At 70.8% G+C, this 13,528-nt stretch carries 13 protein-coding genes; 8 read left to right on the top strand and 5 right to left on the bottom strand.

Annotation, left to right across the window (positions count from 1 at the left end; genetic code table 11):
* Positions 1-6: 6 nt before the first annotated feature.
* Together L942_RS40085 and L942_RS40090 are read left to right on the top strand one after the other, a co-directional pair.
* On the top strand, positions 7-1,878 hold the full coding sequence (locus L942_RS40085; protein ID WP_037370562.1) for a beta-N-acetylglucosaminidase domain-containing protein: 1,872 nt from the start codon (positions 7-9) through the stop codon (positions 1,876-1,878).
* A gap of 11 nt (positions 1,879-1,889) precedes the next feature.
* The gene (locus L942_RS40090) at positions 1,890-3,719 is read left to right on the top strand and encodes a beta-galactosidase (RefSeq protein WP_037370563.1); all 1,830 of its coding nucleotides are present in this window, start codon (positions 1,890-1,892) and stop codon (positions 3,717-3,719) included.
* Positions 3,720-3,736: 17 nt separating this feature from the next.
* On the opposite strand, the gene L942_RS40095 is transcribed toward L942_RS40090, so the two are convergent.
* Positions 3,737-4,219 carry an Lrp/AsnC family transcriptional regulator gene (locus tag L942_RS40095; protein ID WP_081655420.1) on the bottom strand — a complete coding sequence of 161 codons (483 nt, stop codon included), beginning with the start codon at positions 4,217-4,219 and terminating at the stop codon, positions 3,737-3,739.
* A gap of 60 nt (positions 4,220-4,279) precedes the next feature.
* On the opposite strand from L942_RS40095, the gene L942_RS40100 reads away from it, so the two are divergent.
* A complete protein-coding gene (locus L942_RS40100; RefSeq protein WP_037370565.1) occupies positions 4,280-5,296 on the top strand; it encodes a Glu/Leu/Phe/Val dehydrogenase dimerization domain-containing protein in 1,017 nt (338 codons plus the stop codon).
* Positions 5,297-5,363: 67 nt separating this feature from the next.
* On the opposite strand, the gene L942_RS45145 is transcribed toward L942_RS40100, so the two are convergent.
* Complete coding sequence (locus L942_RS45145) at positions 5,364-5,519, bottom strand: hypothetical protein (protein ID WP_200863076.1); 156 nt, start codon at positions 5,517-5,519, stop codon at positions 5,364-5,366.
* A gap of 345 nt (positions 5,520-5,864) precedes the next feature.
* Between L942_RS45145 and L942_RS40105 the strand changes: the two genes are divergently transcribed.
* Entirely contained in the window at positions 5,865-6,236 is a 372-nt protein-coding gene (locus L942_RS40105; RefSeq protein ID WP_051166607.1) for an STAS domain-containing protein, read from the top strand.
* A gap of 135 nt (positions 6,237-6,371) precedes the next feature.
* Entirely contained in the window at positions 6,372-7,334 is a 963-nt protein-coding gene (locus tag L942_RS40110; protein WP_037370566.1) for a TIGR03557 family F420-dependent LLM class oxidoreductase, read from the top strand.
* Positions 7,335-7,389: 55 nt separating this feature from the next.
* On the opposite strand, the gene L942_RS40115 is transcribed toward L942_RS40110, so the two are convergent.
* Positions 7,390-8,481: an Rv2629 family ribosome hibernation factor gene (locus tag L942_RS40115; RefSeq protein WP_037370567.1), complete on the bottom strand. Its 1,092-nt coding sequence runs from the start codon at positions 8,479-8,481 to the stop codon at positions 7,390-7,392.
* 32 nt (positions 8,482-8,513) lie between these two features.
* Positions 8,514-9,806, bottom strand: coding sequence for an NAD(P)/FAD-dependent oxidoreductase (locus L942_RS40120; protein WP_037370569.1), 1,293 nt, complete (start codon positions 9,804-9,806; stop codon positions 8,514-8,516).
* Positions 9,807-9,921: 115 nt separating this feature from the next.
* Here L942_RS40120 and L942_RS40125 point away from each other — a divergent pair, with 115 nt between their 5' ends.
* Positions 9,922-10,383, top strand: a complete 462-nt coding sequence (locus L942_RS40125) for an SRPBCC family protein (protein ID WP_037370571.1) — start codon at positions 9,922-9,924, stop codon at positions 10,381-10,383.
* 114 nt (positions 10,384-10,497) lie between these two features.
* Positions 10,498-11,004, top strand: coding sequence for a type 1 glutamine amidotransferase domain-containing protein (locus L942_RS40130; RefSeq protein WP_037370573.1), 507 nt, complete (start codon positions 10,498-10,500; stop codon positions 11,002-11,004).
* Between the two features lie 55 nt (positions 11,005-11,059).
* Here L942_RS40130 and L942_RS40135 read toward each other — a convergent pair whose 3' ends face one another.
* A complete protein-coding gene (locus L942_RS40135; protein WP_051166608.1) occupies positions 11,060-12,412 on the bottom strand; it encodes a cytochrome P450 in 1,353 nt (450 codons plus the stop codon).
* Positions 12,413-12,726: 314 nt separating this feature from the next.
* Here L942_RS40135 and L942_RS40140 point away from each other — a divergent pair, with 314 nt between their 5' ends.
* Positions 12,727-13,128, top strand: coding sequence for an STAS domain-containing protein (locus L942_RS40140; protein WP_051166566.1), 402 nt, complete (start codon positions 12,727-12,729; stop codon positions 13,126-13,128).
* The last annotated feature ends 400 nt before the right edge of the window (positions 13,129-13,528 follow it).

The raw sequence follows: 13,528 nt of genomic DNA on the forward strand, positions 1-13,528 counted from the left end.
GAAGTCATGACTCTACGCCGCAGAGTTTGGCTCGCCGCTGTCGTCGCGACGACAGCCCTCGCCATCGTCCAACCGGCTTCTGCCGAGCCAGGTTCCATACCGGTTGTTTCTCCTACGCCGCAACAGATCAGCCGCGACAGTGCCGATGTGCCGCTGCCGTCCTCGGTGGTGCTGGTTACCGACGGCACCACCGATGGCCCGGCGAAAGACCTGCTGACTTCCTTGCTGAAACAGCACGGAGTCAAGAAGATCAGCACGGGTCCGCAGCGCGGGTTCGCCATCCGGCTCGGCAACGGCGGGGACGCACCGGCGCAGGCGGAGGGCTATTCGCTCGCCGTGCGACGCGATGGCGTGACCATCAACGGACGCGACGGGGCCGGGCAATACTACGGCGTGCAGACGTTGCGGCAGCTCTTTGCCCGAAAAGGACCCGGCTGGGCGGCGAGCGGTGTCGCGGTGCGCGACTGGCCGAACATGGCGCTGCGGGGATCCATCGAGGGCTTCTACGGTCCACCGTGGACGAACGACGACCGCGTGCGGCAGCTCGAGTTCCTCGGCGAGACCAAAGCGAACACGTACATCTACAGCGCGAAAGACGACGCGTATCTGCGCGCGCAGTGGCGCGACCCGTATCCGCAGCAGGAGCTGGACGCGCTCGGCAAGCTGGTGCGGACCGCGAACGCGAACCACGTCGACTTCACCTACGCCTTGTCGCCCGGCGTCTCGATCTGCTTCTCGTCGCCACAGGACGTCGCGGCGGTGAAGGCGAAGTTCCAGGCGGTGTACGACCTTGGCGTGCGCTCGTTTTCGCTGCCGTTCGACGACATCTCGTACACCAAGTGGAATTGCGCCGGCGACCAGACGGCGTTCGGCGCGCCCGGCCAAGCCGCCGCGGGCAAGGCGCAGGTTTCGCTGCTGAACGAGATCACCGAGAACTTCGTCAAGACGCACGACGGCGTCCGTCCCTTGCAGACTGTGCCGACGGAGTACAGCGACCTGAAGGATTCGCCGTACAAGACGCAGCTGCGGGAGAATCTCGACCCGTCCGTCGTCGTGCAATGGACCGGCACCGCGGTCGTCCCGCCGAGCGTGACGAACGACGAAGCTCAGCAGGTGTCCACTGTGTACGGACGGAAAGTGTTCCTCTGGGACAATTATCCGGTCAACGATTACGAGCAGTCCGCCGGGCGGCTGCTGCTCGCGCCGTACGCGCATCGCGAAGCGGGGCTGTCGAAGTATCTCAACGGGATCGTCTCCAATCCGATGAACCAGGAAGCGGCCAGCGAGGTCGCCGAGTTCGGGGTCGCCGACTTCTCCTGGAACGACGCGGGCTACTCGCCGGAGCGGTCGTGGCCGCAGGCGCTGGCCCGGCTCGCCGGCGGTGACGCGCGCGCGACCGCGGCGCTGAAGGTGTTCGCGGATCTCGAACACCTGGCGCCCGTGTTCGGCCCCACGCCGTGGCAGCCCCAGGCGCCGGTCCTCGCGGCCAAGGTCGCCGATTTCTGGCAGCAGTGGAACGCCGGCGATCACCGCGCGTTGGGCAAGCTGCGTTCGTATGCCGAACAGATCCGCAGCGCTCCCTCGGTAATCCGGGGCGGCGCGGTCGAGAGCGCGTTCGTCGGCGAGGCGAGTCCGTGGCTGGACGCGACCGCGCTCTGGGGCGACGCGATGGTCACCCGGCTGGACGCACTCGCCGCCGCCACCCGCGGCGACGACGCCACGGCCCAGCGCCTGACCGCAGCCGCGGACGCGCTGGTCACGCGGGCGGAAGCGGTGAAGACCGGCAACAGCAACCGGTGGGGCGTGCGGCAGGCGCTCGTCGGCGACGGCGTGCTCGACACGTTCCTCGTCCAGGTCCGCGCGGCGACCGTCGGCTGAAGGGGGGAGGGATGCACGTGAGCAGGAGGAGCTTCCTCGGCGGTGCGGCCGCGGTCGCCGCCAGCACGGTGTTCGCCGGACCGGCCGGCGCGGCCGGCCGGCGCGGGCTGAGCGTGTCCGGCGACCGGTTCTTGCTGGACGGCAAGCCGTTCCAGATCGTCTCCGGAGCCATCCACTATTTCCGGCTGCGCCCGGACCAGTGGCGCGACCGGCTGTCGCGGCTGAAAGCGCTCGGCCTCAACACCGTCGAAACCTATGTCGCCTGGAATTTCCACCAGCCGAAGCCCGGCCGCGCCGATTTCCGCGGAGACCGCGATCTCGCGGCGTTCATCCGCCTGGCCGGGGAGCTCGGTTTCCAGGTGATCGTCCGGCCGAGCCCCTACATCTGCGCGGAATGGGAGTTCGGCGGGCTGCCCGCCTGGCTGCTCGCGGACCGGGACATGGAACTGCGCTGCGCCGATCCGGCATACCTCAAAGCCGTCGACGCGTGGTACGACCAGCTGATCCCGCAGCTGGTCCCGCTCGAAGCACAGCACGGCGGGCCGATCGTCGCCGTGCAAATCGAAAACGAATACGGCAGCTACGGCAACGACACGAGCTATCTCGCGCATTTGCGGGACGGCCTGCGGGCCCGCGGAATGACCAGCCTGCTTTTCGTCGCGGACGGTGCGTCCGAATTCTTCATGCGCTTCGGCGAATTGCCGGGCACTCTGGAAACCGGCACCGGCGACGGCGATCCGGCTCCGAGCATCGCCGCGCTGAAAGCGTTCCGCCCCGGTGCCCCGGTGATGATGGCCGAATACTGGGACGGCTGGTTCGACCATTGGGGCGAGCAGCACCACACCACCGATCCGCGGCAAACCGCCGCCCACCTCGACCAGCTGCTGGCCACTGGTGCGTCGGTGAACTTGTACATGGCCTGCGGCGGCACCAACTACGGCTTCACCGCCGGCGCCAACACCTCCGGCCTCCAATACCAGCCCACCGTGACCAGCTACGACTACGATTCTCCGGTCGGCGAGGCAGGCGACGTCGGCGCGAAGTTCGCCGCGCTGCAGGCGGTGCTCACCAAGTACACCAAGCAACCCGTAGTCCCGCCGCCCGCTCGCTCGCCGCGCCTGGCCGCGCAAACCGTCACTCCGTTCGAGTCGGTGTCCCTTGTGGACTCACTGCCGGTGTTGTCCACCGCGGTCCGCTCCGCGCAGCCGGTGTCCATGGAACGGCTCGGCCAGTCGACCGGCCTGATCCACTACCGCACGACTGTGCAAGGGCCGCATTCCGGTCCGCTCAGCATTCACGGCCTGGCGGACCGGGCGCTGGTGTTCGTCGACGGTGTGCAGCTGGGCGTCCTGGATCGCAACCGTCCGGACGCGACCCTGGACCTGAAACTGGAGAAACCGCGGACCCGGCTGGACGTCCTGGTCGATGCCATGGGACGGGTGAACTACGGCCCGTACCTGGCCGATCGCAAGGGGATCGACGGCTGGGTCGCGACGAACACCCAGCAGAAACTGTTCGGCTGGGAGATCCGCCCGCTGCCGCTGGACGACCTCTCGCAGCTGCAGTTCTCCTCGGGCGCCCCGGGGGCCGGTCCGGCGTTCCACCGCGCGACCGCGACCGTTGCCGAGCCCGCGGACGGTTTCGTCGCCCTGCCCGGCTGGGAGAAGGGCGTGGTGTGGCTCAACGGCTTCAACCTGGGCCGGTACTGGAAAATCGGGCCGCAGAAGACGCTGTACGCGCCGAAGTCGTTGTGGCGGAAGGGGAAGAACGAACTGGTGGTGCTGGAACTGCACCAGCCGGGGACGGCCGTCGAGATCCGCCCGGAGGCAGAGCTGGGCTGACCGTCGCGGCGAGCCGGTCACCGCTCCCCGGCGAGGTTCTCGATCGCGCGTTTCCGGCGGTGGTCGAACACGATCGAACTGCGGAACTGCACGACCTCCTTGCGGCTGCTCAGGTCCTCGACGAGGAACGTGTGCAGCCGCGAGACGTCCGGAACCGCGACGTGGAGCAGGAAATCGTCGCCGCCGGCCAGGACGAAGACGGCCATCACCTCCGGCATGGCGAGCGCGTCGCGACGGAAGCGGTCGATGATCGGCTGGCTGAGCGGGCGGATCTGGGCGAACACCATGGCCTGCACCGACCTGCCTAACGCGGGCAGGTCGACCTCGGCGTGGAATCCGGTCAGCACCTGGCGGGCCTGCAGCCGCCCGATCCGGTCGGAGCAGGTCGACGCGGCGACGCCGACGCGCTCGGCCAGGTCGCGCATCGGGATCCGGGCGTCCTGCTGGAGTTCGCGGACGAGAAGACTGTCGATCCGATCCAGGTTCGGAGTTTCGCTCATTTGCCGAACATATCACCGCTAGAACGCCAGCAAGACGATGTAGGCGGCAAGATCGCCGAGGTGAACCGAACAGAGAGTTTCTCCGGCGAAGCACTGCGGGTCGTCCGCGGCCCGCGGTCGGGGGTCGCGATCGCCGTCGCGATCCATTCGACCGCGCGGGGTCCGGCGATCGGCGGGTGCCGGATCAAGGCGTATCCGTCGTGGCGGGACGGAGTGGATGACGCACTGCGGTTGTCGGCGGCGATGACGACGAAGTGCGCGCTGGCCGGGCTTCCGCACGGGGGCGGAAAAACCGTGGCGGCGCTGCCCCCGCACGGGTGGGATCCGGCGCGCCGGCCCGAGCTGATCGCGGACATCGCCGAGGCGATCGCCGCGCTGGGCGGGCGGTATCGCACCGGGCCGGACATCGGGTCGACGTCCGAGGACATGGCGGAGATCCACCGGCTAGCGCACGGCTGGGCGTTCTGCCGTCCGGAGGACCAAGGCGGAAGCGGGACGTCGAGCGCGGCCACCGCGAGGGGAGTGCTGGCGGCGCTTCAGGCCGGGGTGGCGCCAGGATCGGTCTCGGGGTTGCGGGTGGGCTTGATCGGGTTCGGGAGCGTCGGCCGGCTCATTTGCCAAGCGCTGCTCGAACGCGGCGCGAAGGTGGTCGTGACCGACGTCGACAGCCGGCTTCGGCCGGTCGCCGAGCGGCTCGGTGCCGTTTGGACCACCGGAGATCTGGTGCGCGAACCGCTGGATGTCCTCGTCCCCGCTGCTGCCGGCGGAGTGCTGACGGTCGAGTCGGCGGCGGCTTGCGGCGCGTCGCTGATCGTGGGGCCGGCGAACAACCAGCTCGTCGCCGACGACGTCGCGATCGTGTTGCGGGACCGCGGAATCACGTGGATTCCGGATGTCGTCGCGAGCGCGGGCGGGATCATTCACGCGGTCGGCCGCGAGGAACTCGGCATGGACGAGGCGGCGGCCAATGCGAAGATCGACGCGATCGGCGACACGGCGAAAACGGTGTTGTCGCGGGCCCGGGAACGGGATTTGACGACGGTGCAGGCAGCGCGGGAACTGGCGGCGCTCGCCTGAAACAAACGCTCGCCGAGGCTCCGGGAACCGTCCCGGAGCCTCGGCCGTATTTTTCCTTTGTCGCGGATCAGTACCAATGCGCGCGGCCGCCGATGCGGCGTCCGGTCCCGCCGAGCACCGCCAGGACCGCGCCGATCACCACCAGGGCGATCCCGATGCTCCACAAAATCTGGATCGAGGTGATGAACCCGATCACGAGCAGAATGACGCCGAGAACAATCACGGGGAGAACCTCGTCTTCCTTCTCTCGGTGGGGAAAGTGGCGTGCTCACTCCCGGATACCCTCACTCGGTCGAGTGAAACATCGCTGCGGGAGTCAATTCCGGACCGTGGCTATTCGGGGAGGATTCGGTAAATTGTTCACCGCATTGCCCGAGAAGAAGGAAAGCACTCCGGCGCCTGGAGCAACGAACCGCGGGGCCGCCGAGACGGCGGGAAACCGGACGAAGCGGCTGATTGCCCGCCCCGCCTGCACGGGCACGGCTGGATGGGCATCATGGGGGTGGCGGCCGCGCAACAGGCCGCCTGCCCGGTTGGGGCACGAGCGACCGACGACGGGACCGTGACGATGGACGAGCCGACCGAACCCAGCACCGACCCGGCGCGCGAGTTCCGCGTCGAGCGGGCGGACCGGCCCCCGGCCGCGGTGCTGGCGGTGCACGGCGAGGTCGACATGATCACCGCGCCGCTGCTGACCGCCGCGGTCGACGAGGCACTCGCCGACGCCCCGCCGGTCGTGGTGGTGGACCTCGCCGCGGTGGAATTCCTGGCCTCGGCCGGACTGACCGCGCTGGTGACCTTGAGCCAGCGCGAGGCGTCCCGGGCCAGCCTGCGGATCGTCGCGTCCAGCCGGGCGAGCCTGCGGCCGATCCAGCTCACCGGGCTCGAGCGGACCCTGCCGCTGTACCCGACGGTCGAGGCGGCGGTGGCCGGGGCCTGACCAGGGCGGGGTCCCCTTCGGACGGACGCCGCGGGTGAACCCGGCCCGGACCGGGTAACCGGGCGGCGGAAGAGGTTCCGGGGCGGCCGCACGCGCTGGCGCCGCCACAAGAACAGGCCGTCGAACGGGGAGAACATGCGCATCGGCTACACCTTGATGACTGAACAGACCGGACCGCGCGAGCTGGTCGCCTGCGCGACCGGCGCCGAGCAGGCCGGATTCGACTTCGCGGCCTGCAGCGACCACTATTCGCCGTGGCTGGCCGAACAGGGACACGCGCCGTACGCCTGGAGCGTGCTCGGCGCGGTGGCCCAGGCGACCGAACAGCTCGAACTCATGACGCTCGTGACCTGCCCGACGATGCGGTACCACCCGGTGGTGGTCGCGCAGAAGGCCGCGACGGTGCAGCTGTTGTCCGACGGCCGGTTCACCCTCGGGCTCGGCGCGGGGGAGAACCTGAACGAACATGTCGTCGGCATGGGCTGGCCGTCGGTGTCGGTGCGGCACGACCGGCTCGCCGAGGCCGTCCAGATCATCGGCGGCCTGTTCGACGGCGGCACGTTCACCTACACCGGGAAGCACTACCGCGCCGACGGGGCGAAGTTGTGGGATCTGTCGCCGACGCGCGTGCCGATCGCGATCGCCGTGTCCGGTTCCAAATCGGTGAAGCGCTTCGCACCGGTGGCCGACGCGATGGTCGCGGTCGAACCGAAAGCGGAGCTGTGCACGGAATGGGACCACGAGCGGCTCGGGCCGCCGACGCGGAAGATCGGCCAGCTGCCGGTCAGCTGGGACCGGGACCGCGGGGCGGCGATCCGGCGGGCGCACGAGCAGTTCCGGTGGTTCGGCTCGGGCTGGCCGGTGAACGCGGAGCTGCCCGGGACCCAGGCGTTCGACGCGGCGACCCAGTACGTGCGGGAAGAAGACGTGGCGGCCGGGATCCCGTGCGGTCCGGACGCCGGGCCCATTGTGGACGCGGCGAAGCAGTTCGCGCAGGCGGGGTTCACGGATCTGGCGCTGGTCCAGATCGGCGGACCGGAGCATCAGCCCGACTTCATGAGGTTCGCGCAACAGGAGCTGTTGCCCGCATTGCGGTGAGCGCCGCAGGCGAAAACTGGGCCCGGGCGCCGGAACACCCGGGCCCAGCCATGCGTCACGGATGCCGCAGCAGCGCCCCGAATCCGTCGGTCAGGTCGAGCCGCTCGTCCATCACCACGACGTCCGCGCCGACCGCCACCGCCGCGTACGGCAGGGCCTCGTCCGCGCGCCGCCGGGCCGGGTCTTCGACTCCGAGCGCGTCCAGCCGGGATTGCGCCACGCCGACCTGAGCCGGTTCCGCACCGGTGTACACGCTGGCCTCGCCGGAGTCGCCGACCAGCAGCGTCGCGACGTTCGCCTCCGCCAGCGCGGCGGTGACGGCGGACAAGCCGGTCACCGCCAACGCCGAGTCGCGGGACGCCTCGGCGCGGAAGCGTTCGGCCAAGTCGTCCAGCTCGCGCAAGCGTTGCCCGGTAAGCAGTTCGTGCACCGCGCGGTCCAGTTCGTCGCGGCCGGCCCCGGAGGCCCGGCTGCCCGCGTCGACCTCCGCGGCGAGCGACCGGGCCGGTTCGGGCAGCCGCTCACGCAGTTCCGTCCGCGCCTGGACCTCACCGGCCAGGACGATCGCGCGCGGCCGCACGCGCTCGGCTGTCTTCGCGACGTGGTCGGCGACTTCCGAAAGGTTGTTGTGCGCGGTCTGCTCGGCGTGCGACTGGATGTCGCGGTGTGCCGGACCGCCGCCGCGGACCTTGTGCACCGGATGCTCCTGGCCGTGCACGGTCTCGGTCTCGACGCTGCCGTCCGGCCGGTGCACCTCGATGTCCGCGCCGGTCCGGTCGACGAGCACCACCAGGTGCGCGGGGGTTTCGTCGAGGTGGCTGACGGTCGGCAGGAAGTAGGGCAGCTCGGAAAACCGCGCCTCCTGCGCCGGCGGCGGAGCCGCGAGCCGCCGGTCCAGCAGGACGGCGCCGTGCGCGGCGACGATGGTGCGCCCGGCCTTGCCGACCGGCGGAGAGCTTTCCTCCACGGTGCGCAGGACGGCCTCGACGCTCGGCCGGTCCGCGCCCTGGTCCTCGAGCGCGGCCTCGATCTCCTTGAGCCGCAGCCGCAATTGCTTCGCCGCGTCCTCGGTGTCGTGCGATTCGTCGAAGTGCACCGAGACGAACGGCCCGTCGGTCAGCAGTGCGCGCAGTTCTTGAGTGTCCATTGAGGATTCTTCCTCCCGTGTTTCGGGACCGCTCACCGGGTCCGGGGCAGCTCGGGCGACGCGGTGTCCAGCGGCACCGCGCCGGAACGGACGAGGCCCAGCTGCACGGTCTGCCGCCGGCCGACCTTTTCCAGCGCCCAGTCGGCGGCCGTGCGCAGGCGGTTTCCCGGCAGGGACAGCAGGTGGTAGCCGCGGGTCACCAGGCGCGCGGGCAGGCCGGCGAGCGGGACGTGCAGCGGATTGGCCGCGCCCTGGCCCGATCCGAGGTCGACCGCGAAGCCCAGGTCGTGGTGCCGGTACCGGCGGGCGCGGCCGACGCCGAGCGAGGCGGCGACGTTGTTCCCGGCCAGCTTTCCTTGCCGCTGTGCGTGTTGCGCGGTCATCGGGGTAGTCTTGCCGGGCCGGGTCAGGTCCGGCACGGCTGCCGCGTCGCCGCAGGCGAACACGTCGTCCCGGCCCGGCACGTTCAGTTCCGGCGTGACCACCAGCCGGCCCTTGACCGTTTCCAGGCCCAGGTCGGAGACCAGCGGATCGGGGCGGACGCCGACGCACCACACGAGCGTGTGCGTCGGGACGGAATCGCCGGTGGTCAGCGTGACGCCCTTGACGTCCGCCTGGTCCACCGACGTCTTCATCCGGACCTCGACGCCGCGCTCGCGCAGCACCCGGTCCGCGGTGGCGCCGAGCCGGGGGTCCAGTTCGGGCAGCACCCGTTCGGCGATGTCCAGCAGCAGCCAGCGGATCTGCTGCCCCTCGAGTTCGGGATGGCGGCGCGCGAGGGCGGCGGTGAACTCCGGGCCCTGCGCGGCGACCTCGGTGCCGGTGTAGCCCGCGCCGACGACGACGAACGTGCACCGGGCGTCGCGCTCGGCCTGGTCGTCGGTCGCGGCGGCCAGCTCGATCTGGCGGGTGACGTGGTCGCGCAGGTACAGCGCCTCGGGCAGGCCGCGGAAACCGTGCGCGCATTCGGCGACGCCGGGGATCGGCAGCAGCTTGTTGACGCTGCCCGCGGCGAGGATCAGCCGGTCGTACTCCAGTTTCCGTTCGCGGTCTTCGGGGTCGGTGTAGGTCACGGTGCGGGCGTCGAAGTCGACCGACTCCGCCGTGCCCAGGGCCAGCCGCACGCCGCGCAGAGTGTCCGGAATGGACACCGCGACGTGCCGGGGGTCGACGATCCCGCTGGCCACCTCCGGCAGCAACGGCAGGTACAGGAAATAGTCGGTCGGGTTCAGCACGACGATCTCGGCGCGGTCGCCGAGGGTCCGCAGCAGCTGCTGCGCCGCGTGGTATCCGGCGAACCCGCCGCCGACGATCACGACTCGCATGGGCGGCCTCCTTTCCGCAGGACGGGTACCCGGAGCGCGGCCGGGCAATCGCGCCCGTTTCGCCCCGCCGCGCCCCGGGCACCCGGGCCGGGTACCCGCTCGCGAGGAGGAGCGAATGAGCAGCACCGTCACCGAAATCGTGGACGTCGACGTGCCGGTGTCGACCGCCTACAACCAGTGGACGCAGTTCGAATCGTTCCCCGAGTTCATGGAGGGCGTTGAGGAGATCCGGCAGCTCGACGCGACGCACACGCACTGGGTCACCCGGTTCGGCGGCGTCGGAAGGGAGTTCGACGCGACCATCACCGAGCAGCATCCGGACGAGCGGGTCGCGTGGCGCTCCGATTCCGGCCCCGACCACGCCGGAGTGATCACGTTCCGCCGGCTGGGCGACGCCAAGACCCGGGTGATCGCGCAGATGAACCTCGATCCCGAGGGATTCGCCGAGCACGCCGCGGACAAGCTCGGGATTCTCGACCGGCGCGTGAAGGGGGACCTGCTGCGGTTCAAGCAGTTCATCGAGCGGCGCGGACGCGAAACGGGTGCGTGGCGCGGCGACGTCGACCGTCCCGGCTGACGCCGTTTCCCCGCGGTGGCGCGACGTTGTCGTGGGACACCGCACAGCGGGCATGGCCCGGCCGGACGGCGGGTAACCGGCGCGGCAGCGAACCCGTGCAGAAAGGAGAACAGCATGGCCCGCGTGGCAGTGCTCGTGGACGAAATGACCGAGGACGACGAATTCCGGGTGCCGTGCGAGCGGTTGCGCTCCGCCGGGCACGAGCCGGTGGTGGTCGGCCTGGCGAAGGGCAAGAAGCTCACCGCCTTGCACGGCACCGAAATCACGACCGACCAAGCGGTGGACGACGTGTCCGCGAGCGACTTCGACGCGGTCGTGGTGCCCGGCGGGTATTCGCCGGACAAGATCCGCACCAGCGAGCCGATGGTCGCGCTGGTCCGGGAAACGGCCGCCGCGGGCAAGCCGGTCGCGGCCGTGTGCCACGGGCCTTGGCTGCTCGCCGAGTCCGGGCTGGCCCGGGGCCGGACGGTGACGTCGTGGCCGTCGCTGCGGACCGACCTGCGCAACGCCGGCGCGGAGTGGGTCGACCGCGAGGTGGTGACCGACGACGGCGTGATCACGTCGCGGAACCCGGACGACCTGCCCGCGTTCTGCGACGCGTTGCTCGAGCGGCTGAAGTAAGGACTACGCGAACGGCGAGCAGCCACGATCGGTGGCTGCTCGCCGTTTCGCGGTCTCAGGAGAGCGCGAACCGGATGCCGAAGTGGTTCAGCGTCGCGGGGAGCTTCCCCGGCTGGAGTCCGGCGGCACTGCCGCGCGCGGCGAAGCCCGCTTGCTGCAACAGGGCCGCGAGCAGCGTCGAGGTGGTGAAGAGCACGACGTCGCGGCCCGGGCACACGCCAGGTCCGGCGCTGAACGGCACGAGCGCGGGGTTGGCTTCGGCGCGGCCGTCGAGCCAGATGTCCGGGACGAAGGAATCCGCGTATGGCAGGTTTTCCGGGTCGCGGTGGAAGAACGGCGTGTAGATCAGGAATGACGTTCCGGCCGGGCCCCAAGCGGTGTCCTCGGTGCTTTCCCGCAGCAAGGCGGGCGTGGTCGGCCAGAGCCGGATCGACTCCAGGACACAGGCGCGCAGGTACGGAAGCGGTTGCGGCGTCGAGAGATCCGCCTCGGCGACCTCGCGGCGCGCTTCGGCCAGCTGGTCCGGATGCGTGGCGAGCAGGGCGAGTGCGCGAAGGGTCGCGATCGCCGCGGCGTCGAAGGCGAACAGCCAGTGCGGTACCTGGCCGGTCGGGTCGGCGCCGGAGCCGGCCGGTTGCTTCGCCATCGCCGCGCCGAGGCTGCCCGGGCGGTCCAGGCCGAGCTGGCGGTCGAGCAGGGACTGGAACTGGCGGCGCTGGTCTTCGCGGTGCGGGTGCGCGAACGCCCAGTTGGCGTTCAGCCGCAGCTGGTCGAGCAGGTCGGTGACGCGCCGGTCGGCGGTGGTGTCGCCGCCGAGCACGATCTTGCGGACGATCGTCCAGAAGTGCTCGGTGAACTGCGTCGCGTCGAGATCCGGGAAGCCGGAGAGCATTTCGTGCGCTTCGGTGCGGATGGTTTCGGCCCAGGAGCCGGCGAGTTCGTGCGCGGCGCGGCCGGGTTCGAGGACAGTCTCGTTGAGCTTCCGCCGCCGGGCCCGGTCGGCGCCGCTGGAGATCAGGACGCCGTGCGGCTGGAAATGGCGCAGCGCGGCGTCTTTTTCCGCGGTGTCCGGGCTGAACGGGGTGGGCGTGCCGGCCAGCAGCGAGCCCACGTGGTTCGCCTCGAGCACCAGACGGAACGACCGGCCGGGAACCGGAAGGTCGAGCGGACCGGGTCCGTAGCGTTCGCGCAGTTCGCGCAGCAGGCGGATGGCGGAGCGGTCGACGTTCAGCTTCTGGGCCGCGGCCATCGCGCGCGGACGGCGTTTGATCAGTCCGATGCCGACGGTGGGGGCGACCACCCGCGCGACGATGCGCCCGGTGTCGCGGACCGACGCCCGCTGGGGGCGGATGTCGGCCGGGGGCAGTTCGGACAAGTCCGGGCTCGCGGTCGCGTGGGTGGTCGCCATGCTGTTCGGGTACCCGGGCTTGTCCGGGAGAAACCTCGAGCGGGCCGAAGCGCCCGGCCGGTCCATTGTGGACTTGCGCAAACGCCAGGTGCGGCACGGGTTCCGGCGGCGAGCGCGGGTCCGGATCGTCCACAGTGCCCTTGGGCCCTCGGCGGAACCGCGGCTCGGGCTGGTCGAGGGCGCCGGGCTGGGGTACGGTCGGTGCAGGAGCGGTTCAGCCCACGTGCCGTCGCTTGACCCGATGCGGCCCGATCCCCGGGCCCAGGGCCGGGCCGCCCGATTCGGCCCGGTCTCGCACGCGCGAGGAGGGCTCAATGCGCGAAACGCTTGCTTACCTGCCGGGTGCGCCGGCGAGAATCGTGATCACCGCTACCGCGGAAGAGACCGTCGTCGCGGTCTCCGCCGAACTGGACCGGCGTTCCACCGAGCGGCTGCACGGCGTGCTGGCCGACGAGACCGAGCTGCGCCCGCCGGTCCTGGTCCTCGACGTCTCCGGCCTGACCTTCTGCTCGGTCAGCGGCCTGGAAGTCCTGACCGAAGCCGCCCGCGCGGCCGACGCGGCCGGCATCGCGTTCGTCCTGGTCGCCGCCCAGCGCGCGGTCCTGCGGCCGCTGCGCGTTCTCGGACTCGACCGGCAGCTGCGGATCGTCGAACGGCTCGCGGACGCGGCCGGCGGGAGTTCCGCCGCTCGGACGCTGCCCGCCGAGGTCGGCTGACCCGACGCCCCCCGGCCCGGCCCCGCGCGGGGTCGGGCCGTGATTGTGCTCGTGAGCTGGGGCGGATGGTGAGGGTGCTGCTGGTTTCGCCGGGGTTGGGTCGTGGTTGTGTTTGTGAGCTGGGGCGGATGGCGAGGGTGCTGCTGGTTTCGCCGGGGTCGGGCCGCGGCTGTGCTCGCGGGCTGGTCCAAAGGCGAGGCGGCTGCCGCTTCCCCGGGGGTTGGGCTGTGACTGTGTTGGGGAGCTAGGGCGGAGGCGAGGCTGCGGGTTCCCTGGGTTGGTCCCGTTTGTGTTGGCGAGCTCGGGGCGGAGGCGAGGCTTCTGGCGGTTCCGCCGGGGCGGGCTGTGGTTGTGCTCGTGAGCTGGGCCGAAGGCGAGGCCGCTGCCGCTTCCCCGGGGA

The sequence above is a fragment of the Amycolatopsis orientalis DSM 43388 genome, from assembly GCF_000411975.1.
Taxonomy (GTDB): Bacteria; Actinomycetota; Actinomycetes; order Mycobacteriales; family Pseudonocardiaceae; genus Amycolatopsis; species Amycolatopsis orientalis_D.

Bases quoted from the DNA above. Each gene is read 5' to 3' on its own strand.
- L942_RS40125 (WP_037370571.1), top strand. From the start codon at position 9,922: ATGAGCAGCACCGTCACCGAAATCGTGGACGTCGACGTGCCGGTGTCG.
- L942_RS40085 (WP_037370562.1), top strand. From the start codon at position 7: ATGACTCTACGCCGCAGAGTTTGGCTCGCCGCTGTCGTCGCGACGACA.
- L942_RS40115 (WP_037370567.1), bottom strand. From the start codon at position 8,481: ATGGACACTCAAGAACTGCGCGCACTGCTGACCGACGGGCCGTTCGTC.
- L942_RS40110 (WP_037370566.1), top strand. From the start codon at position 6,372: ATGCGCATCGGCTACACCTTGATGACTGAACAGACCGGACCGCGCGAG.
- L942_RS40090 (WP_037370563.1), top strand. From the start codon at position 1,890: ATGCACGTGAGCAGGAGGAGCTTCCTCGGCGGTGCGGCCGCGGTCGCC.
- L942_RS40095 (WP_081655420.1), bottom strand. From the start codon at position 4,219: ATGAGCGAAACTCCGAACCTGGATCGGATCGACAGTCTTCTCGTCCGC.
- L942_RS40120 (WP_037370569.1), bottom strand. From the start codon at position 9,806: ATGCGAGTCGTGATCGTCGGCGGCGGGTTCGCCGGATACCACGCGGCG.
- L942_RS40105 (WP_051166607.1), top strand. From the start codon at position 5,865: ATGGACGAGCCGACCGAACCCAGCACCGACCCGGCGCGCGAGTTCCGC.
- L942_RS40140 (WP_051166566.1), top strand. From the start codon at position 12,727: ATGCGCGAAACGCTTGCTTACCTGCCGGGTGCGCCGGCGAGAATCGTG.
- L942_RS40130 (WP_037370573.1), top strand. From the start codon at position 10,498: ATGGCCCGCGTGGCAGTGCTCGTGGACGAAATGACCGAGGACGACGAA.
- L942_RS40135 (WP_051166608.1), bottom strand. From the start codon at position 12,412: ATGGCGACCACCCACGCGACCGCGAGCCCGGACTTGTCCGAACTGCCC.